Genomic DNA, 21,098 nt, shown 5'->3' on the forward strand with positions numbered 1-21,098 from the left:
CCGTCGAACCACCCCAGGAGGAAGAACACGATGAAGCAACACCGAAAGTGGGTCCGCGTGGCCGCCGGTGCGGCGGTGGCGGCCCTCGTGCTGACGGGTTGCCGCGGTGGCGGCGACGACGACAGCGCTGCCGGCCCGGGCATCACCGAGGAAGCGTGCCCCGACGCCGTCAATGAGGACAACGGCTGCATCTACCTGGGCGCGATCTCGGACCTCACCAAGGGTCCGTTCGCCCCGCTGGCCGTGCCGATCACCGACGCCCAGAAGGCGTTCTGGAAGAAGGTCAACGACGACGGCGGCGTGGGCGGGTACGACGTCAACATCGACGAGTACATCGCCGACGCGGAATACAACCCCGAGATCCACAACAAGAAGTACCAGGAGATGCGCAACGACGTCCTGGCCCTCGGCCAGACGCTCGGCTCGTCGCAGACCCTCGCGATCCTCGAGGACATGAAGGCCGACGACGTCATCGGCGTGCCGGCCTCGTGGAACTCGGCCTGGGACTTCGAGGACCAGATCCTGCAGTCGGGCGCGAACTACTGCTTCGAGGCCATGAACGGCGTCGACTGGGCGGTGGCCAACCGCGGCGTCAAGGGCAAGGTCCTGGCCATCCACTACCCGAACGACTACGGCGGAGACGCCTCCGCCGGTGTCGAGGTGGCGGCCAAGGCCAACAACCTCGACTTCAAGGCCATCGAGACCGCGACCGGCCAGGACAACCAGGCCGGTGCCGTGGCAGCGGTGCTGAAGGAGAAGCCCGACCTGGTCTACATCACCACCGGACCGGCCGAGATGGCCACGATCCTCGGTGGCGCCGCCGCCCAGGGCTGGAAGGGCACCGTCGTGGGCTCGAGCCCCACGTGGAACCCGGCACTGCTCCAGACCGAGGCGGCTCCGGCCCTGCAGGCCATGTACTTCCAGGCCGGTCCGTGGGGACCGTGGGGCACCGAGTCCGAGGGACACGAGGCCATGCGCAACGCGCTCGACAGCGTCGACTCGCCGAGCGACGGCTACACGGCCGGCTGGGTGTGGGAGTACCCGCTGCTCGCCGCGCTCGAGGCAGCCGCCGACATGGACGGTGGCATCAGCCGCGAGAACGTCGTGAAGGCGGCCAGCGAGCTCGAGAGCGTCGACTACGAGGGCATGCTGCCCGACGAGGCGTTCAACAAGACGGGTGACCCGAACGAGGTCGCGTGGCGTCAGAGCGTCATCTCGAAGGTCGACGCGGACGCCCCCACCGGCGTCTCGATCGCGCAGGAGCTGCAGGCGGGTCCGACGGCGGAGGGCTACGACTACACCGAGCCCTGCTTCGCACTGGGCTGATGCAGTGACGAGGGGCCGGTCCGCGAGGGCCGGCCCCTTCGTCGTGCCCGGACCGGGTCAGACGACCTCGATCGAGCGGTCCAGGCCGAGGTCGGCGAGGAACGCGGCGTCGTGGCTGACCACGAGCAGGGCGCCCCGATACCCGTCCAGCACCTCGGTCAGGTGGGCGATGCTCGCCAGGTCGAGGTTGTTGGTGGGCTCGTCCAGCACGAGCAGCTGCGGCGCCGGGGTCGACAGCAGCAGGCTCGCCAGCGTCGCCCGCCATCGCTCACCGCCCGAGAGCGTGGACGTCACCTGGTCCACCGCGTTTCCTCGGAACAGGAATCGGGCCAGCTGGGCCCGCACCGTGCCGGGTTCCGCTTCGGGAGCCGCCTCGCGCACGTTCTCCAGGATCGTCCGCTCGGGTTCGAGCAGGTCGACCCCCTGCGGCAGGTAGCGCCAGGGCACGTGCACGACCGACCGGCCGGCCCGCGGCTCCTGGAGTCCGAGCAGTGCTCGCAGCAGCGAGGACTTGCCCGCCCCGTTCCGACCCACCAGCGCGATCCGCTCGGGGCCTCGCACGTCGAGGTCGAAGGAGCGCGCCGTGCCGAACGCGGGAACCACGCCCTCGGCACGGAGCACCTCGCGCCGGGGCGGCACCTGCGTCTCGGGGAGGTCCACCCGGATCCGGCGGTCGTCGCGCAGCCGGTCCTGCGCCGTGGCCAGTGCGGCCCGCGAGGCGCCGAGCCGGTCCTCGTGCATCCCACGCAGTCGTCCCGACGTGACCTCGGCCTTGCGCTGGTACGCCCCCGCCACGATCTTCGGCAAGCTGTCCGCGTTCGCCCGGCCCTTGCGGTCGCGCCGGGCCTGCTTGACCTGCTGGTCGACGAGGTCCTGGCGCTGGCGACGGACGTCGGCCTTCGCCGCCGAGACCGACCTGAGCGCCGCCTCCTGCTCCGCCTCGATCACGGCCTCGTAGTCGCTGAACGACCCCCCGAACCAGCGCACGGCACCGGCCCGGACCTCGCCGACGTGGTCGACGCGCTCGAGCAGGCTGCGGTCGTGGCTCACCACGACGAGGGTCCCGGAGAACTCGTCCACGATCCGGGTGAGGCGCGCACGAGCGTCGGCGTCCAGGTCGTTCGTGGGCTCGTCGAGCAACAGGATCTCGGGGTCCCCGAGCATGAGGCCGGCCAGTCGCAGCAGCGTGGCCTCACCGCCCGAGATCGCGGAGACGGGACGGTCCGGGCCCAGGCCGGCGAGGCCGACCTGCCCGAGCCACCGCTCGACGCGATCGGGCAGGTCCCAGTCGTCGCCGACCAGGTCGTAGTCGGCCGGGTCGACCGACCCGTCCTCGATCCGCGCCAGGGCGGCCAGCGCGGGAGCGACGCCCAGGACGTCGGCGACCGTCGCGCCGGCCCAGGCACGCGTCTGGGGGAGGTATCCGCGGCGGCCGCGGGCCTCCACCGTGCCCGCAGTCGGGGCGAGCTCGCCCGCCAGCAACCGCACCAAGGTGGACTTGCCGCTGCCGTTGTCGCCGACCAGGCCGTGCCGACCGGGTCCCAGGGCGAAGGTGAGGTCGTCGAGGATCGTGCGCCCCTCGGGCAGCACGAACGAGACATGGGAAAGAGAGAGGGAGGATGACATGGAGATCTCCGGGTCGCGGGTGGGCGTGACGGGATCTCAGTTCTCCATGTCCCCCAGACTAACCGCGCGGGCCGCCACCTGACCAGTCCCGCGGTGACGCCGCGACCGGGCGCGGGCGCGGCGGATAGACTCGACCCTCGTGGCTGAACTGACCGTGCACGAGAAGGGGCGTCTCGACGAGCTCCTCGCGGCGCACCCCGTGCTGACCGAGCTGGGAGCGCGGTTCGCCGACGCCGGACACGAGATCGCCCTCGTCGGCGGCCCCGTCCGCGACGCCCTGCTGGGTCGACCCGTGACGGACCTGGACTTCACCACCTCGGCGAGCCCCGACCAGATCGAGCAGGTCACCGCCGGGTGGGCCGACGCGACGTGGGACGTGGGACGCGCCTTCGGCACGATCGGACTGCGCAAGGGCGGCGACACGCTCGAGATCACGACCTACCGCGCCGACGAGTACGACCCCCAGTCGCGCAAGCCCGTCGTCGCGTTCGGCACGAACCTGTCCGACGACCTGGCGCGCCGCGACTTCACCGTCAACGCGATGGCGGTGCGCCTGCCCGGCCTCGAGTTCGTCGACGTCCACGGTGGCATCGACGACCTCGCCGACCGCACGATCCGCACCCCGATCGGTCCCGCGATCTCGTTCGGCGACGACCCGCTGCGGATGATGCGCGCCGCCCGCTTCGTCGGCCAGCTCGGGTTCATCGCCGCGCCCGACGTCACCGAGGCGATGGCCGCGATGGCCGATCGCATCGAGATCGTCTCGGCCGAGCGCGTGCGCGACGAGCTGAACAAGCTGCTGCTGTCCGCCGAGCCGGTCCTGGGCCTGCGGGTGCTGGTCGACACCGGCCTGGCCGAGCGCGTCCTGCCCGAGCTGCCCGCACTGCAGCTGGAGCGCGACGAGCACCACCGCCACAAGGACGTCTACGAGCACTCGCTCACCGTGCTCGAGCAGGCGATCGACCTCGAGCACCGGCTCGAGGAGCGCCCCGACCTGACGATCCGCCTCGCGGCGCTGCTGCACGACATCGGCAAGCCGCGCACGCGCCGGTTCCAGGACGACGGCACCGTCACGTTCCACCACCACGACGTGGTCGGCGCCAAGCTGGTCCGCAAGCGGATGCGAGCCCTGCGCTACCCGAACGAGATCACCGACGACGTCTCGATGCTCGTCGAGCTGCACCTGCGCTTCCACGGCTACGGCACGGGCGAGTGGACGGACTCGGCGGTGCGTCGCTACGTGCGCGACGCGGGCGACCAGCTCGAGCGACTGCACATCCTGACGCGCGCCGACAGCACGACGCGCAACCAACGCAAGGCGCTGCGCCTGCAGCGCACGTACGACGAGCTGGAGGCACGCATCTCCCAGCTCTCCGCGCAGGAGGAGCTCGAGTCCATCCGGCCCGACCTCGACGGCAACCGGATCATGGAGATCCTGCAGATCGGGCCGGGCCGCGAGGTCGGCGAGGCCTACCGCTTCCTGCTCGACCTGCGCATGGATCGCGGGCCGCTGCCCGAGGACCAGGCGATCGAGGCCCTGCGCGCCTGGTGGGCCGCACGCTGAGTTGCGTCCCGGCCGCGCGAGCCGAGACCACTACGATGACGTGGTGACGATCCGCGCCTGGCTCACCGCCTTCGTGGTCGCGGTGTCACTCGTGGTGGGCACTCCCGGCACGCAGGCGACCGCGTCCGACGGCTCACTCGCCGTACGGATCGACGCCCTCTCGCCCTCGCAGCTCTCCGGGGACGCGACGATCCGGATGCGCGGGGTCATCCGCAACACGGGCGAGTCGCCCTGGACCTCGGTCCAGGCCTACCTCGTCATCCCGCGCAGTCCGTTCCAGACGCGCGAGCAGATCCGGACGGCGATCGAGGACGGTCAGGCCTACACCGGCGAGCGCGTCGTCGACGTCGGCTCGTTCGACGAGGTCGGCGACCTGGCTCCGGGTGCGTCCGTGCGCTTCGACATCCGCGTGCCCGTGTCGCGACTCGGCCTGGCGGGTCCCGGCGGCGTGTACCCCGTGGGCGTCCAGGTGCTGGCCACCGACGACGAGGGAGACCGTTCCAACGCCGCCGTCGCGCGGGCCACGACCTTCCTGCCGTGGGTCGAGCGTTCCGCGCCGCCCGTCCCGGCCGGACTCGTCTGGCCCTTCACGCCGACCTGGCCGGTCGTCGACCCGGACTGGCAGGAGGTCGCCGACTCGGTCACGCAGGGACAGCTGCGTCACTACCTCGACGCCGCCCGCACCACGGCCCGCGCAGCGCGCACGATCGTGCTCGACCCGTCCCTGCTCGACGAGCTGCGACGCCTCGTCGATCCCGACACGCGGCCCGAGGGCGTCGAGATCAGCGACGACCAGGCCGAGGCGGTCGCCACGTGGCTGGCCGACCTGCGCGAGCTCGCCCTCGACTCCACGACGTGGATCGTGTCCTACGCCCGCCCCGACGAGCTGGCGCTGAATCGCTACCCCGAGAACGCCGAGACGCTCTGGCAGCAGGTCGACGCCGCCACGTCGGCAGCCCTCGTGGCGCACGCCCTCACCGGATCGCGCGCGAGCTGGCCGACGATCTCGGGGACCACCCGCGGCATGCTCGAGGACATCCGGACCCGCGGCGAAGGGCCCACGCTCGTGTCGCGTCGCAGCGTCCCGGACTGGGAGCCGCGACTCGGCTCGATCGTCAACCTCGAGACCACGAGTGGCCCCCTGCCACTGCTGGTCAACGGCTCGTTGCCGGACACCCCCGGGGTCGAGACCGCGGTGACGCTCCGGCAACGGATCCTGACGGACGCCGCCTTGGGAGTCCTGTCGCGCGAAGGCGACTCCGGGTCGCGTGCCGACGCCCTGACCATCGTGGATCCCAGCTGGAATCCCGGGCTCACCGGCGGGTCGATCGTCTCCCGTGCCGTGACCGCCCGGGGCAGCGCCGGGCTGACCCGCTCCGTGACGGCCGCCGACCTCATCCGCGCCGCCCCCAGCACCTACACCGGCGACGTCCCCGAGGACGTCGACACGCGCTCGCTGTCACCCACGGCGCTGGACCGGATCGCCACCCTGGCCGAGAACGTCACCCGGCTCCACGAGGTCGTCGTCGAGGAGGACCGCCAGGACCTGTCGCGCGATGTCGTCGAGAACCTCTCGGTGCGATGGCGCTCCGAGCCCGCGAAGCTGCTGGAGAAGGTCGACGCGCAGCTCGCGAGCGTCGAGTCGCAGCTGGCCGGGATCTCGATCGACAGCCCGTCGACCATCACGCTGTCCAGCAACCGCGGCGGCTTCCCGCTGACCATCGCGAACGACACGGAGCGCACGGTCCAGGTCGGGTTGAGCCTCGACGCGGACAACCCCTCGCTCGATCTCGGCGACATCCCGGCGGTCGAGATCGATCCCGGCGAACGGCACACCGTCACCGTCGAGGTGGACCTGGGCGACCAGACCTCCAGCACCGTCACCGCCCGACTGGCCACCGCCAGCGGCGTCGGCTTCGGCGACTCGGCCGTGTTCAACATCCGCTCCAGCAACGTCGGCCTGATCGTCTGGATCACGATGGGCGCCGCCGGGCTGCTCGTCGTGGCCACGTGGGCCCGTCGCTTCCTCGGCCGTCGCCGTCGCCGCGGCGCCGCCGCCGCGCATGCCGAGGGATTCGAGGACGTCGATGAGTGACCCGAACCTCGCGCGGGCCAGCGCCTGGATGGCGCTTGGGACGATCGTCTCGCGGATCACGGGCCTGCTGCGCTCACTGGTGCTGCTCGCGGTCGTCGGCTCGGCCCTGAACGGCTCGATCTTCAACGTCGCCAACTCGATCCCGAACTCGCTGTACATCCTGGTCGCGGGCGGCATCTTCAACGTCGTGCTCGTGCCGCAGCTCGTGCGCGCCATGAAGCACGATGCGGACGGCGGCGACGCCTACGCGAACCGGATCATCACGCTCGGCCTGCTGGTGCTCGGGTTCGCGACGATCGCCCTGATGCTGGCCGTGCCACTGCTGTTGCGGCTGCTGTTCGGCGCCGACATGTTCACCGACGAGTTCACCCGCCAGCGCGAGTCGGCATACCTGCTCATGGTGCTGTGCGTGCCGCAGGTGTTCTTCTACGGCGCCTTCGTCCTGGTGGGACAGATCCTCAACTCGCGCCAGCGCTTCGGGCCGATGATGTGGGCGCCGATCATCAACAACCTCGTCGCCCTCGCGGTGCTCGGGGCCTACGCGGTCGTCTTCGGCGTGGCCCCTCCCGGCGCGGCCGACGGTTTCAGCACCGGCGAGGCGTGGCTGCTGGGCCTCGGATCCACGCTCGGCATCGCCGTCCAGGCGCTGGTGCTGGTGCCGTTCCTGCGCCAGGTGGGCTTCCGGTACCGGCCGCGGTTCGACTTCCGAGGGGTCGGCCTGGGCCACACCCTGTGCCTCGGTGCGTGGACCCTGGCGTTCATCGTCGTCAACCAGATCGCCTACTTCGTCATCGTGCGCCTCGCGTCCGGCGCCGACATCGAGGGCAAGAAGCAGGGCGTCTCGAGCGCCGGCCAGGTCGTCTACGACGTCGGCTTCCTGATCAGCCAGGTCCCGCACGGCGTCATCACGGTCTCGCTGGCCACTGCGATCATCCCGACGCTCGCGGCGCGGGCCGCCGACCACGACTTCGGCCGGATGCGCCTCGAGCTCGCGCGCACCCTGCGTCTCGCGCTCATGCTGATCGCCCCGATCGGCGTCGCGATCGCGTGCCTCGGCCTGCCCGTGGCGTCCGTCCTGGCCGGCTTCGGTGCGGCCCGAGGCAACACCGACGCGATCGGCACCACGATCTCGGCCTTCGCCCTCGCCCTGGTGATGTTCAGCGTCCACTACATCGTCCTGCGCGGGTTCTACGCGCTCGAGGACACCAGGACGCCGTTCTGGATCCAGGCCGTCATCGCGGCGACGAACATCGGCCTGGCCGTGCTGGTCACACGGAACGCACCGCCGATCGAGGTCTCGACCCGTCTCGCCCTGGCCTACGGACTGGCGTACACCGTGGGCCTCGCCGTCTCGGCGACCCTGCTGTCACGGCGCATCGGCTCGCTCGCCGACCACGAGACGGTGCGCTTCGTCGTGCGCCTCGCGATCACGTGCCTCGCCACCGCCGCCGTCATGCTGGCGGGACGCTGGGCCTGGACCACGTTCGTCGACGGCGGCGAGCTGTCACCGATCTCAGCCGCGGGCGAGCTCGTCCTGGTCGGCCTGGCCGGCGCGGCGACCACCGTGCTCGTCTCCCGGCTGCTGCGGATCGAGGAGCTGCGGTATGTGGTCACCACGGTCCTGCGCCGCGGCTGACGCACGTACGATGGAGGCTCCGCGCCGTGCGGGCTGTGCCGAGGAGGATCGATGAGCGACCGGAGACCACACGTCTCCGGCGACGTGCTCGCTTCCCGCTATGAGCTCGCCGACCTCGTGAGCGAGAGCCTGGGGGCGTCGAACTGGCGCGGCGTCGACCGGATCCTGCACCGCAACGTGCGGGTCGAGCTGCTGCCGGCGGACGATCCCCGCGGTCAGAACTTCCTCGAGGCGGCCCGCCTGTCGACCACCGTCACCGACCACCGGTTCCTGCGCGTGCTCGACCTGTTGCAGGACGAGGACGGTGTGCACGTGGTCGTCCGCGAATGGGCCAAGGCCACGCCGCTCAGCCGGCTCCTGGCGCAGTCCCCACTGCCGAACCGCCGTGCGGCCGCCATCGTCGCCGAGGTCGCCGAGTCGATCGCGCACGCGCACGACCGCGGCCTCGTGCACCGTCGCCTCACGCCGCACCAGGTGCTGCTCAAGGAGTCCGGCGCCGTCCGCATCGTGGGGCTCGGCGTCGCCACGGCCCTCGCGCCCGCAGATCACCAGGACTCGGACGACGACCTGGCCGCCTACCGCGCCGCCGACGTCACGGCGCTGGGCAAGCTGCTCTACGCGTGCCTCGTCAGCCGGTGGCCCGGCGGCCACGTCGACGGGCTGCGGGCGGCCCCCACCGAGCACGGGCATCTCCTGCAGCCGACGCTCGATCCGGGGCCAGTCGTCGAGCAGGTCCGCGCGGGCGTCCTGCGCGACGTCGACCTCATCTGTGACCGGATCCTGGAGCCTCACCGTCACCGCGACCCGCTCACCACGGCGGACGAGATCGCTCGTGCGCTGTACGAGGCCGGCGACCTCGACGACGATCACTTCGACGAGCCCCTCGGGTACGACGTCACGTCGCCCGACCTGCTGCGGCTCGCCCCCGTCGTCGAGCCGTCCGGCCCGCCGCCGGGCCTGGAGCCGCCCCGGCGCCGTCCGAAGGCCTTCGATCCCCAGCCCCCCACGCGCCGCGAGCGGCTCGGCTCCCGCCTGCAGTCGATGACGCACGGCGACCGCGCGCTCGTCCTGCTCGCGCTGGTGACGGCCATCGTCCTGTTCGTCGTCCTGGCGTTCCTGGTGGGACGCGAGTCGGGACGGGTCGGCGATCCGTTCTCGCAGGCTCCCCCTGACACACCCGTGCGGGTGCTGCCGATCGACCGCGTGATCGACTTCGACCCGCAGAGCGATGACGGCCGCGAGAACCCCGAGCAGGTGGATCTCGTCATGGACGACGACCCGGCGACCGGCTGGACCACGAGCACGTACTTCGGTCGCGCCGACCTGGGCGGCCTCAAGGACGGTGTCGGGCTGATTCTCGACCTCGGTCGCGTGCGCGAGGTGGAGCAGCTGCGACTGACGATGGGCGGCACCCCCACCGACCTGTCGATCCTCACCGCGCCGTCCACCGTCTCCACCCCGCCGAGCGACATCGCCGGCCTCCGCGAGATGACCACACTCAACGGAGCCGGCCAGGACGTCTCGGTGGCGTTCCCCGCCCGGACCCGCACGCGCTACGTCGTGATCTGGCTGCGGTCCCTGCCTTCGGTCGGTGACGGTGAGTACCGGGGCGAGATCCGGCAGGCGACGGTCCGGGGTCGATGAGACCCCGCCAGCCGGGAACAAGCAGCACCTAGACTCCGTTGAACCACGTGAACCCCGATCGAAAGCGCATTTCTTCCATGACAGACGACGTTCGCAGCCTCATCATCATCGGCTCCGGCCCCTCCGGGTACACGGCGGCGACCTATGCCGCACGCGCCAACTTGAAGCCGCTCGTCTTCGAGGGCTCCGTGACGGCCGGTGGTGCGCTCATGAACACGACCGATGTCGAGAACTTCCCCGGCTTCCCCGACGGCATCATGGGCCCGGTGCTCATGGACAACCTGCGGGCGCAGGCCGAGCGCTTCGGTGCCGACCTCGTCGCGGACGACGTCACCTCGGTCGACCTCACCGGCGACATCAAGACGGTCTCGCTGGCGGACGGCCAGACGTTCCGTGCGCACGCCGTGATCCTGGCGATGGGCTCGGGGTACCGCAAGCTCGGCATCGCCGGCGAGGACGCGCTGTCCGGCCACGGCGTCAGCTGGTGTGCCACGTGCGACGGCTTCTTCTTCCGTGAGAAGCCCATCGCCGTCGTCGGCGGCGGTGACTCCGCCGTCGAGGAGGCGCTGTTCCTGACCCGCTTCGGCTCGAAGGTCACGCTCATCCACCGTCGCGACGAGCTGCGCGCCAGCAAGATCATGGCCGAGCGCGCGTACAACAACGACAAGCTCGAGTTCGCGTGGAACAGCGAGGTCGCCGAGATCCTGGGCGACGGCGCGCTCGAGGCCGTCACCCTGCGCGACACCGTCACGGGCGAGACCCGGCGGCTCGACGTCAGCGGCCTGTTCATCGCGATCGGGCACGACCCGCGCTCGGAACTGCTCACCGGGCAGGTCGATCTCGACGACGAGGGCTACGTCCTGACCAAGCCCGGTTCGACCGCGACCAACCTGCGCGGTGTGTTCGCGGCCGGCGACCTCGTCGACCACATCTACCGCCAGGCGATCACCGCTGCCGGCACCGGCTGCCAGGCCGCCCTCGACGCGGAGCGCTTCCTGGCCGACCTCGAGGCCGCCGGCATGCCGGCACCGGCCTCCGCCCTGACCGAATGACCACCCACCCCACCACCGAGGAGAACCATGGCTGACATCGCCGCCGTCACCGACGCCGACTTCGAAACCACCGTCCTGAAGGCCGAGGGTCCCGTCCTCGTCGACTTCTGGGCCGCCTGGTGCGGTCCGTGCCGCCAGCTGGCGCCGATCCTCGAGGAGATCGCGAACGAGAAGGAAGGCGCGCTGACCATCGTCAAGATGGACGCCGACGCCAACCCGGTCACGCCGGCGCAGTACCGCGTGACGGGCCTGCCGACGATGAACCTGTACTACCAGGGCGAGCTCGTCCGCTCGATCGTCGGTGTCCGCCCCAAGTCGGCAATCCTGACCGAGCTCTCGGAGTTCGTCGCCTGACACACCGTTTCGTCAATAAGGCCACTTGTCGATTTGTCGACAAGTGGCCTTATTGTTTTGTTGCTGCCTATTCGGTCTTCGGCGTGGGGTCCATCAGGTCCACGATGCGCTCGAGGTCGCCGATGGTCGCGAACTCGACGATGATCTTGCCCTTGGACTTGCCGAAGTCCACCTTCACGCGCGTGTCGAAGCGCTCGGACAGCCGGTGGCCCAGCTCGGCCACCCGTGGCGAGCTGGGACGCGTCGAGAGCTTGCGTGCCGCGGGAGTCGCCTCCTCGTCGCCGAAGCGGACGATCTCCTCGAGCTGACGCACGGAGATGCCCTCGGCCACGACGCGGACCGCCAGCCGATCCTGCAGGTCGGGGTTCGGGACCGCCAAGAGAGCACGCGCGTGGCCTGCGGACAGCACACCGGCCGCCACACGCCGCTGGACCGCAGGTGGCAGCTTCAGCAGCCGGATCGTGTTCGTGATCTGAGGCCGAGAGCGCCCGATCCGCGACGAGAGCTCCTCCTGGGTGCAGCCGAAGTCCTCCAGCAGCTGCTGGTAGGCCGCCGCCTCCTCCAGCGGGTTGAGCTCGGACCGGTGCAGGTTCTCCAGCAGCGCGTCGCGCAGGAGGTCCTCGTCAGTCGTCTCCCGCACAACCGCGGTGATGGTCTCGAGACCCGCCTTCTGGTGGGCGCGCCAGCGCCGCTCCCCCATGATCAGCTCGTAGGCCTCCGGGCCGGTCTGGCGCACGACGATCGGCTGCAGCAGACCGATCTCCTTGATGGAGTGCACCAGCTCCGACATCGCCTCCTCGTCGAACACCGTGCGCGGCTGGCGCGGGTTCGGTGAGATCTGGCCGACGGGGATGTCGCGCAGGCGGGCGCCTGCGACCTCCGTGAGACCGGACTCCTTCGCCTGGGCCGGCGAGGTGGGGATCAGCGCGGACAGGCCGCGACCGAGACCAGGACGGGGATTGCTCATGACGAGACTCCTTGATCGACACTGGCCGCACCGCGCTCGGTGATCTCGCGGGCCGCCTCCAGGTACGACAACGCACCGGTGGAACTGGGGTCGTAGGTGATGATGCTCTGCTGGTAGCCGGGCGCCTCACTGATGCGCACCGACCGGGGGATCGCGGTGGAGAGCACACGATCGCCGAAATGCCCTCGCACCTCAGCCGCAACGCTGGACGAGAGGTTGGTCCGGGCGTCGTGCATCGTCAGCAGGATCGTCGAGACGTCGAGGTCGCGATTGAGGTGCTGCTGCACCAGCTCGATGTTCTTCAGGAGCTGGCTGAGTCCTTCGAGCGCGTAGTACTCGCACTGGATGGGGATCAGCACCTCGCGAGCTGCGGCCATGGCATTGACCGTCAGCAGGCCCAAGGACGGGGGACAGTCGATGAAGACGTAGTCCACGTCCGCCCCGGCACCGGCGAGGTAACGGTCGATCGCCTCGCGCAGGCGCCGTTCACGTCGTTCGAGTCCGACGAGCTCGATCTCAGCTCCTGCGAGGTCGATCGTCGCCGGCACGACCCGCAGCGACGGTACGTCCGGGCTGTACTGCACGGTGTTCTCGATCGGCATCTCGTCCAGGAGCACCTCGTAGGTCCCGGGCGTGCCCGAGGCGTGGGGGATCCCGCCCGCCGTGGACGCGTTGCCCTGGGGGTCGAGGTCGATCAGCAGCACGTTGAGCCCGCGCGCCGCCATCGATGCCGCCAAGTTGACCGACGTCGTCGTCTTGCCGACGCCGCCCTTCTGGTTGGCGACGACGAACACACGCGTCGACGCCGGGCGCTGGTAGCGGCCCGCGCGTTCGACGCGCTCCATGAGCTCGACGTGATAGCTGGCCTGATCCGCGAGCGGGGTCGACACGGCGGTGTCCATCGGCTCGTCGGCGAAGTCAGCGGCTGTCGGAATCGTCACTACGGCTCCTGTCATGTTTCACGTGGAACATCGGCTGTTCCACGGGTTCTCACCGGCGCTGGACTTCGACGACGGTGGTGGGAACTTCGAGTCCCCAGTCCTCCCCGTACGTCGTCACCACGATATCGCCGGCACGGAGTCGTCCCAGGGTGGCGCGCGCACGCTCCACTTCTTCGGACGCACTACGGCCCTTGAGGGCCAAGAGGTGTCCACCCGGCTTCACCAGCGGCATGCACCAGCGGGCGAGCTTCTCCAGTGCAGCCACGGCACGCGCCGTCACGACGTCGAACTTCTGCGTGACGTCCTCAGCGCGAGACCGCAGCACAGTCACGTTGTCGAGACCGAGCTCTTCGGCGGCCTCCTCCAAGAAGGTCGTGCGCCGCAGGAGCGGTTCCACCATGGTCACGTGCAGGTCCGGGCGGGCGATCGCCCACACCATTCCCGGCAGCCCGGCTCCAGCGCCGACATCAGCGACGGTCGCGTCACGGGGGACCCGCACCACGGGTGCTGCGCAGTTCAGCAGGTGACGGTCCCACAGGCGGTCGACCTCGCGCGGGCCGATCAGCCCGCGCTCGACACCTGCGGTCGCCAGAATGTCGGCGTACCGCCGGGCCACCGGCAAGCGCTCACCGAACGCTGCCGTTTCACGTGAAACAGTCACTCGGCCGGGAGCACGACGACGTGACGGTCGGGGCCTGCGCCCTCGGACTCGCTGCGCAGACCCGCCTCGGCAACGGCGTCATGGATGACCTTGCGCTCGAACGGCGACATCGGATCGAGGCTGAGCGGCACCGCGCCGGACTTCACCTGCTCGATGGCCTCCTCGGCGATCTTCACGAGCGAAGCCTTGCGCGCGGCACGGTGACCAGCGATGTCGAGCATCAGGCGGCTGCGGGCACCGGTCTCGCGGTAGACCGCCAACCGCGTGAGCTCCTGCAGGGCATCGAGAACCTCACCGTCGCGACCGACCAAGTGGCCCAGGTCTCCACCGATGATCTCGACGGCGGCGCGGTCGCCGTCCACGTCGATGTCGATGTCGCCGTCCAGGTCGGCGATGTCGAGGAGCTCCTCGAGGAAGTCCGCGGCGATGTCGCCCTCACGCTCCAGATCGATGTCACTCATCGGAATCCTCCTTGGCAGGCTTGGTCGGCTTCGGCGCAGCGCCGCCCTTGCGGCGCTGGTCGCGGGTCTGCTTCTTGGGCTGCTGGCGGCGAGCCTGCTGCTCCTCGATCTCGGACTTGGCCTTGAGGACGGGATCGTCCTGCACGAGCTTGCCCTTCGCCCGGTCGCGGTCCTGCTTGGCCTTGAAGGCGGGCGTACCCGGAGCGGGGTTGTTGCGGATGACGTAGAACTGCTGGCCCATGGTCCACAGGTTCGAGGTGGTCCAGTAGACGAGGACGCCGAGGGGGAACGCGACGCCCGAGACGGCGAAGACGACCGGGAGCACGTACAGCAGGATCTTCTGCTGCTGGGCGAAGGGGCCGTTGAGCGCCTCCGGCGGCATGTTCTTGGCCATCAGTTGCTTCTGCGTGAAGAACTGCGTGGCGCACATGGCCACGACCATGGCCATCGCGATGATCTTCGTCTCGAGGTGATCGCTGGACAAGAAGGTGTCGGCGATCTTTCCGCCGAGCCACTGCGCGTTGGCGATCGACTCGGCGTGCTCGGCGGTGAGGAAGCCCTTCGCGCCTTCGGCACCCTTGCGGGACGCCTGGTCGATCATCCGGAACAGGGCGAAGAAGATCGGCATCTGCAGCAGCAGCGGCATGCAGGAGGAGAAGGGGTTGGTGCCCGTCTCCTGGAACAGCTTCATCTGCTCCTGGGCGAATCGCTCGCGATCGTGCCCGTACTTCTTGCGCAGCTCCTGCAATTGCGGCTGGATCAGCTGCATGTTGCGGCTGGAGTTGATCTGCTTGACGAACAGCGGGATCAGCATGGCCCGGATCGTGATCGTCAGGCCGACGATCGACAGGACCCAGGTCCAGCCGCCGTCGGGGTCCATCCCGATCTGCTCGAAGAGCCAGTGCCACCCGAGGATGATCCCCGACACGAAGTAGTACAGCGGCGTCATGATGGCGCCACCGATGCTGCCTAGGAAGTCGAACATGCTTCTCCTCGTTCACGGGCGCGGGCAGGCACGGGATCGTATCCGCCTGACGCCCAGGGATGACAACGGCCCAGACGACGGATCGCGAGCCAGCAGCCCTTCAGGGCGCCGTGCGTCTCGACCGCCTCGAGAGCGTATGCCGAACAGCTGGGGTGATAGCGACACACCTGCCCGTACATCGGGCTGATGATCGCTCGGTAGGCGCGCAACAACAGCACCACGAGCCGGCGCATCATCGCCGGACCCGCGACGCCGCGGTCGCGATCGCCTGGTCCAATTGGCCGCCGAGCTCTGCCGCACGCCGGTCCGCCGCACCCGGCAGGGCACGAACGACGATGCGCGATCCCGTGGGGACGGTCTCGAGCCGATCGCGCATGAGGTGGCGCAGGCGCCGCTTCACCCGGTTGCGATCGTGCGCGGGACCGACCTTCTTGGACACGACGAAACCGACGGACGTGACGTCCGTCGGTTCGACAGGTCCACCCACGTGGACGACGAGGTCGGGCTGCACGCCCTTTCCACCGCGACGCATCGCTTGGCGGAACACCTCACCGTCGCGCATGCGGTGCACGCGCGGCAGCACGGGGAATCAGGCCGAGAGCTTGTCGCGACCCTTGCGGCGACGGGCCGCCAGGATCGAGCGACCGGCACGCGTGCGCATGCGGAGGCGGAAGCCGTGCTTCTTGGCGCGACGACGGTTGTTCGGCTGGTAGGTGCGCTTACTCACAAGAGGTCCTTCGGTACGGATCGTGGCCAGATGGAGGGGCCACCGCTCGCCCACGACCGGAATTGTTCATGGGCACGCGGCAGACGTCGTTCGAGACGACCCCTTTACGGTACGGGGGGTGGCCTGACTCGGTCAAACCGACCCAAAGTCGCAAGTCTTACCGTGCCGCGACGGGGCGGGTCCACCCGACACGCCGAAGCCCACGCACAAATCCCCCAACTCGGTTGTGAGCGCACGGACGAGGCTGCTAGCGTCGCGGGATATCCACAGGCTTCCACCCCCGCTCGGGCGTGCGATCGCCTCGACTCGTACACAGCATGTGGACAACAGTGTGAACAAACGCCGGTGGTGACGTCCCCTGTCATCGCCATGAACTCGGGACGTCCTGTCTGAACGGCGGGAGGAAGGCTGTGCGGTGCGCGACGTGGATGACCTCGACCTGGAGTCCGTATGGCGCGAATCGGTCGCCTCACTCTCGCCGGGGGCCAAGGTCTTCGTCTACGCGGCCAAGCCGCTCTCGCTGCACAACGGGATCCTGATCGTCGCGGTCCAGGACGACCTCTCGCGCGCCCAGCTCGAGTCGCGCGTGCGTCCCGCTCTCGAGCAGGCGCTCACGACCCAGGCCGGTGAGGACGTCCGCCTCGTCGTCACGATCGATCCTGAAGTCATCGACGACACCCCCGATCCCCTGACGACGCATGCCACGGTCGCCGAGGACCCGAGTCCCCTTGTCGATTCGTCCACAAGTCGACTTATGGACAAAGATGAGGACGACGAGGACGACGACTCCCTGACTCCCAGCTGGGTCAGCCGGCCCACCACGACGCAGGGCGGCCCCTCCCACCGGGCGAACGTGGCCGAGGCACGACTCAACTCGCGGTACCAGTTCGAGAACTTCGTCATCGGCTCGTCGAACCGCTTCGCACACGCGGCCGCCGTCGCCGCGGCCGAGGCACCGGGCAAGGCGTACAACCCGCTCGTCATCCACGGCGACTCCGGCCTGGGCAAGACCCACCTGCTGCACGCGATCGGTCACTACGTGATCAACCTCTACCCGTCCTCGCGCGTCCGTTACGTGAGCTCCGAGGAGTTCGTCAACGACGTGATCAACGCCATCGGCGAGAACCGCACGCCCGCCCTGCGACGCAAGTACCGCGAGATCGACGTGCTCCTCGTCGACGACATCCAGTTCATCGAGAACAAGGACGCGACGCAGGAGGAGTTCTTCCACACCTTCAACGCGCTCCACAACGAGAACAAGCAGATCGTCATGACCTCGGACCGCCCGCCGGCCGAGCTGCGCACGCTCGAGGAGCGCCTGCGCAACCGGTTCAGCTGGGGCCTGCAGACCGAGATGCTGCCGCCCGACCTCGAGACCCGGATCGCGATCCTGCGCAAGAAGGCCGCCACCGAGAAGCTCACGGCACCGGCGGACGTGCTCGAGTTCATCGCGAGCAAGGTGCAGACCAACATCCGTGAACTCGAGGGTGCCCTGATCCGCGCCACGGCGTTCGCGAACCTCAACGGGACGACCGTCGACCTGCAGCTGGCGCAGATCGTGCTCAAGGACCTGATCGCCGAGGGCGACGACCCCGAGATCACCGCCGGCATGATCATGGCCCAGACCGCCGCCTACTCCGAGTACACGATCGAGGAGCTGTGCGGCCCGAACCGCTCGCGCAACCTCGTGCTGGCCCGCCAGATCGCGATGTACCTGTGCCGTGAGCTGACCGAGATGTCCCTGCCCCAGATCGGCAGCGAGTTCGGCGGCCGCGACCACACCACGGTCATGCACGCCGACCGCAAGATCCGCAAGCTCATGTCGGAGAAGCACGCGGTCTACAACCAGGTCACCGAGTTGACGGCCCGGATCCGTCAGCAGGCACGGCAGTCCTGACTCGATCCTTCTCCCACATCTGGGGACGAGCATGTGGATGACCGCCCTCCAGCGGTGCACCAAGACGGCGGGCTTGTGAATCAGGTGTGAACCAATGACAACAATCCACAGGCGCCGCTCGTCCCCCCAGTGCCACACTCACAACTCCATCCACGGGCCCGCAGGGCTCCCACCAGCACAAACGGTGGTTGTCCACAGGATCCACAGCACCTACTACGACGACGACAAGTACTAAGACCACGAATCGAGCAGAAGTCACGAACACCCTTGGGTGTGGAAGACCGCTCACCGTGGCAGGATTCGTTTGACGAAACGAGAGGCTCCAGCAACGTGAAGTTCCGCATCGATCGCGACACCCTCGCCGACGCAGTCGGTTGGACCGCGCGCAGCCTGCCGACCCGTCCGAGCGTCCCGGTCCTCACCGGACTGCTGCTCGAGACGTCCGGCGACGAGCTGCACCTGTCCGGCTTCGACTACGACACGTCGACGCGCGCCACGTTGCCCGCCGAGATCCGCGACGAGGGCAAGGCGCTGGTCTCGGGTCGCCTGCTCGCCGAGATCGTGCGCGCGCTGCCGGCCGGCAAGCCCGTCGACGTCGTCCACGACGGCACCAAGGTCCAGGTCACCTGCGGCAGCGCTCGCTTCAGCCTCTCGACGATGCCGGTCGACGAGTACCCGCAGCTGCCCGACATGCCGACGTCGTCCGGCACGATCAAGGCCGAGGACTTCGCCACCGCCGTGGGCCAGGCCAGCGCCGCGGCCTCGCGCGACGAGATGCTGCCGCTGCTGACGGGCATCCGCCTCGAGCTCGAGGGCTCGACGATCTCGCTCATGGCGACCGACCGTTTCCGCGCCAGCCTGCGCGACCTGACCTGGTACCCCGAGGTCACCGACATCTCGGCCCGCGCACTGGTCCCGGCCCGTGTGCTCTCCGACACCGCCAAGGCCCTCACGGCCGGCGGCGACATCACCATCGCCGTCTCCACGAGCGACACCGGCGACGGCCTCATCGGCTTCGAGGGCACGGTCGGCGGCGGCGTCCGACGCACCACGACGCGCCTGCTCGAAGGTGATTTCCCCCGCGTGCGACAGCTGTTCACGGCCCAGGCCGAGACGGTCGCGTACGTGGGCACCCAGACCTTGGTCGACGCCGTCAAGCGCGTCGCCCTGGTTGCCGAGCGCAACACGCCTGTGCGACTGTCGTTCTCGGAGGGCCAGGTCCTCCTCGAGGCCGGCAGCGGCGACGACGCCCAAGCGTCCGAGAGTGTCGAGGCCACGATCGACGGCAACGACATCTCGATCGGTTTCAACCCGAGCTACATGCTGGAGGGGTTGTCGGTCATGACCGAGCCGGTCGTGCACCTGTCCTTCACGCAGCACACCAAGCCCGCCGCGATGTCCGGAGTCGCGGAGGTGGGAGCGGATCCCGATGGCGCGTTCCGCTACCTGATCATGCCGGTTCGACTTCAGAACTGATAGCGCCACGACGTCAGGAGGCGGCATGCACATCGGACTCGTCGGTTTGGGGAAGATGGGCGGCAACATGCGCACTCGCATGCGCAATGCCGGCCTGACCGTGGTCGGCTACGACCGCGATCCCGAGTTGAGCGACGTCGGGTCGCTCGCCGAGATGGTCGAGCAGCTCCCCAACCCCAAGGTCGTCTGGGTGATGGTCCCGCACGGCGAACCGACGCACAGCACGATCACCGAGCTCAAGGAGCTGCTGTCCGAGGGCGACGTGGTGGTCGACGGCGGCAACTCGCGATGGACCGACGACGAGATCCACGCGGCGCAGCTGGGCGAGAAGAACATCGGCTACGTCGACTGCGGTGTCAGCGGCGGTGTGTGGGGACTCGAGAACGGCTATGCCCTGATGGCCGGCGGCTCGGCCGAGGACGTCGCCAAGGTGCAGCCGGCGTTCGATGCCCTGCGCCCCGATGCCGAGAACGGCTTCGTCCACGCCGGCAGGGTCGGCGCGGGCCACTTCAGCAAGATGGTTCACAACGGCATCGAATACGCGATGATGCAGGCGTACGCCGAGGGCTACGAGCTGCTCGAGGCCGTCGACATGGTCGAGAACGTCACCGAGGTGCTCAACTCGTGGCGTGTCGGCACGGTCGTCCGCTCGTGGCTGCTGGACCTGCTGGTCAAGGCACTCGAGGACGATCCGGGCCTGTCGCAGGTCCGTGGCTACGCCGAGGACTCCGGCGAGGGGCGTTGGACCGTCGAGGCCGCGATCGCCAACGCGGTGCCCGCTCCGACGATCGCCGCGTCCCTGTTCGCACGGTTCGTGTCCCGCCAGGACGAGTCGGCCGCGATGCAGGCCGTCGCCGCGATGCGCCAGCAGTTCGGCGGCCACGCCGTCCGCGCCGCCGAGGAGAGCCCGGACGTCCCCCCGGCCTGAGTCGTCGCGCCGGCGACCCAGATGTGTAGCGCTGTCCACGGATTCAGCCTCGAAATCGGCCGAAACGGGTGGACACCGCTACACATCTGGTCGGCCGTAGGCTGAGCCCATGCACGTGACCCGATTGGAGCTGGCCGACTTCCGGTCGTACGGCTCGGTCGAGATCGACCTGCGTGCCGGACCGGTGGCGTTCATCGGTGCCAACGGCCAGGGCAAGACGAACCTCGTCGAGGCGATCGACTATCTCGCCACGCTCGACTCGCACCGGGTCTCCTCGGACACTCCCCTCGTCCGCGCCGGAGCCGCGCGCGCGATCGTGCGGGCCCAGCTCCAGCGCGAGGACCGCTCGGCGCTGCTCGAGATGGAGATCACGCCCGGCAAGTCGAACCGCGCACGGGTCAACGGCAACCCGCTGCCACGCGTGCGCGACATCGTCGGCATCGCCCGTACGGTGCTTTTCTCGCCCGAGGACCTGGCGCTGGTGAAGGGCGACCCGTCCGACCGTCGCCACTTCCTCGATCACCTGATCGTGATGCGGCTGCCGCGCCTGGGTGGGGTCAAGGCGGACTACGACCGGGTCCTGAAGCAGCGCAACACCCTGCTCAAGACGGCCGGCCGGCGTGCCAACGTCGAGATCTCGACCCTGGACATCTGGGACGAGAACCTGGCGCGGACCGGCGGCCAGCTGGTCGCCGCCCGACTGGCGCTGCTCGACGCCCTGGCGCCGCACGCGACCGACGCCTACCGCGACGTCGCGG

General features: G+C 69.4%; 20 protein-coding genes. 11 read left to right on the forward strand and 9 right to left on the reverse strand.

Translation table 11 applies throughout. From position 1 onward, the window contains the following. Window positions 1-30 precede the first annotated feature (30 nt). Window positions 31-1,326, forward strand: a complete 1,296-nt coding sequence (locus RT323_RS09055; protein ID WP_313407311.1) for an ABC transporter substrate-binding protein — start codon at window positions 31-33, stop codon at window positions 1,324-1,326. A gap of 57 nt (window positions 1,327-1,383) precedes the next feature. On the opposite strand, the gene RT323_RS09060 is transcribed toward RT323_RS09055, so the two are convergent. Then, a complete protein-coding gene (locus RT323_RS09060) occupies window positions 1,384-2,952 on the reverse strand; it encodes an ABC-F family ATP-binding cassette domain-containing protein (RefSeq protein WP_313407314.1) in 1,569 nt (522 codons plus the stop codon). A 139-nt stretch (window positions 2,953-3,091) separates the two neighbouring features. Between RT323_RS09060 and RT323_RS09065 the strand changes: the two genes are divergently transcribed. The 6 genes from RT323_RS09065 to trxA all read left to right on the forward strand — a co-directional run bounded on the left by RT323_RS09065 (window position 3,092) and on the right by trxA (window position 11,297). Further along, entirely contained in the window at window positions 3,092-4,516 is a 1,425-nt protein-coding gene (locus RT323_RS09065) for a CCA tRNA nucleotidyltransferase (protein WP_313407316.1), read from the forward strand. A 43-nt stretch (window positions 4,517-4,559) separates the two neighbouring features. After that, on the forward strand, window positions 4,560-6,611 hold the full coding sequence (locus RT323_RS09070; RefSeq protein WP_313407318.1) for a DUF6049 family protein: 2,052 nt from the start codon (window positions 4,560-4,562) through the stop codon (window positions 6,609-6,611). Next, complete coding sequence (gene murJ / locus RT323_RS09075; RefSeq protein ID WP_313407321.1) at window positions 6,604-8,247, forward strand: murein biosynthesis integral membrane protein MurJ; 1,644 nt, start codon at window positions 6,604-6,606, stop codon at window positions 8,245-8,247. The genes RT323_RS09070 and murJ overlap by 8 nt, the downstream gene beginning before the upstream one ends. A gap of 51 nt (window positions 8,248-8,298) precedes the next feature. After that, window positions 8,299-9,891 carry a protein kinase domain-containing protein gene (locus RT323_RS09080; RefSeq protein WP_313407323.1) on the forward strand — a complete coding sequence of 531 codons (1,593 nt, stop codon included), beginning with the start codon at window positions 8,299-8,301 and terminating at the stop codon, window positions 9,889-9,891. 77 nt (window positions 9,892-9,968) lie between these two features. After that, window positions 9,969-10,943, forward strand: a complete 975-nt coding sequence (gene trxB / locus RT323_RS09085; RefSeq protein ID WP_313407326.1) for a thioredoxin-disulfide reductase — start codon at window positions 9,969-9,971, stop codon at window positions 10,941-10,943. Between the two features lie 27 nt (window positions 10,944-10,970). After that, window positions 10,971-11,297, forward strand: a complete 327-nt coding sequence (gene trxA / locus RT323_RS09090; protein ID WP_313407329.1) for a thioredoxin — start codon at window positions 10,971-10,973, stop codon at window positions 11,295-11,297. 67 nt (window positions 11,298-11,364) lie between these two features. Here the strand turns inward: trxA and RT323_RS09095 are convergent, their stop codons facing one another. From RT323_RS09095 to rpmH, 8 genes are all read right to left on the reverse strand, one after another. Beyond that, window positions 11,365-12,264 carry a ParB/RepB/Spo0J family partition protein gene (locus RT323_RS09095; protein ID WP_313407331.1) on the reverse strand — a complete coding sequence of 300 codons (900 nt, stop codon included), beginning with the start codon at window positions 12,262-12,264 and terminating at the stop codon, window positions 11,365-11,367. Further along, window positions 12,261-13,109 carry an AAA family ATPase gene (locus RT323_RS09100; protein ID WP_313407362.1) on the reverse strand — a complete coding sequence of 283 codons (849 nt, stop codon included), beginning with the start codon at window positions 13,107-13,109 and terminating at the stop codon, window positions 12,261-12,263. The genes RT323_RS09095 and RT323_RS09100 overlap by 4 nt, the downstream gene beginning before the upstream one ends. A 145-nt stretch (window positions 13,110-13,254) precedes the next feature. Beyond that, on the reverse strand, window positions 13,255-13,866 hold the full coding sequence (rsmG, locus tag RT323_RS09105) for a 16S rRNA (guanine(527)-N(7))-methyltransferase RsmG (RefSeq protein ID WP_313407334.1): 612 nt from the start codon (window positions 13,864-13,866) through the stop codon (window positions 13,255-13,257). Then, window positions 13,863-14,327, reverse strand: coding sequence for a R3H domain-containing nucleic acid-binding protein (locus RT323_RS09110; protein ID WP_313407337.1), 465 nt, complete (start codon window positions 14,325-14,327; stop codon window positions 13,863-13,865). The genes rsmG and RT323_RS09110 overlap by 4 nt, the downstream gene beginning before the upstream one ends. Continuing rightward, window positions 14,320-15,312: a membrane protein insertase YidC gene (gene yidC / locus RT323_RS09115; RefSeq protein ID WP_313407339.1), complete on the reverse strand. Its 993-nt coding sequence runs from the start codon at window positions 15,310-15,312 to the stop codon at window positions 14,320-14,322. The genes RT323_RS09110 and yidC overlap by 8 nt, the downstream gene beginning before the upstream one ends. Then, entirely contained in the window at window positions 15,297-15,548 is a 252-nt protein-coding gene (gene yidD / locus RT323_RS09120) for a membrane protein insertion efficiency factor YidD (RefSeq protein ID WP_313407341.1), read from the reverse strand. Before yidD ends, yidC begins: the two co-directional genes overlap by 16 nt. After that, window positions 15,545-15,895, reverse strand: a complete 351-nt coding sequence (rnpA, locus tag RT323_RS09125; RefSeq protein WP_313407344.1) for a ribonuclease P protein component — start codon at window positions 15,893-15,895, stop codon at window positions 15,545-15,547. The genes yidD and rnpA overlap by 4 nt, the downstream gene beginning before the upstream one ends. A 6-nt stretch (window positions 15,896-15,901) precedes the next feature. Then, window positions 15,902-16,039, reverse strand: coding sequence for a 50S ribosomal protein L34 (gene rpmH / locus RT323_RS09130; RefSeq protein ID WP_078699619.1), 138 nt, complete (start codon window positions 16,037-16,039; stop codon window positions 15,902-15,904). A gap of 415 nt (window positions 16,040-16,454) precedes the next feature. Between rpmH and dnaA the strand changes: the two genes are divergently transcribed. The 4 genes from dnaA to RT323_RS09150 form a co-directional block, all read left to right on the forward strand. Next, a complete protein-coding gene (gene dnaA / locus RT323_RS09135; RefSeq protein ID WP_313407351.1) occupies window positions 16,455-17,936 on the forward strand; it encodes a chromosomal replication initiator protein DnaA in 1,482 nt (493 codons plus the stop codon). A 330-nt stretch (window positions 17,937-18,266) separates the two neighbouring features. Next, window positions 18,267-19,412, forward strand: coding sequence for a DNA polymerase III subunit beta (dnaN, locus tag RT323_RS09140; RefSeq protein ID WP_313407354.1), 1,146 nt, complete (start codon window positions 18,267-18,269; stop codon window positions 19,410-19,412). Window positions 19,413-19,437: 25 nt separating this feature from the next. Next, window positions 19,438-20,340: a phosphogluconate dehydrogenase (NAD(+)-dependent, decarboxylating) gene (gene gnd / locus RT323_RS09145; protein WP_313407357.1), complete on the forward strand. Its 903-nt coding sequence runs from the start codon at window positions 19,438-19,440 to the stop codon at window positions 20,338-20,340. Window positions 20,341-20,449: 109 nt separating this feature from the next. After that, on the forward strand, window positions 20,450-21,098 hold a 649-nt coding region (locus tag RT323_RS09150), incomplete at its 3' end, for an AAA family ATPase (protein WP_313407360.1).

Source organism: Aeromicrobium sp. (assembly GCF_032084975.1).
Taxonomy (GTDB): Bacteria; Actinomycetota; Actinomycetes; order Propionibacteriales; family Nocardioidaceae; genus Aeromicrobium.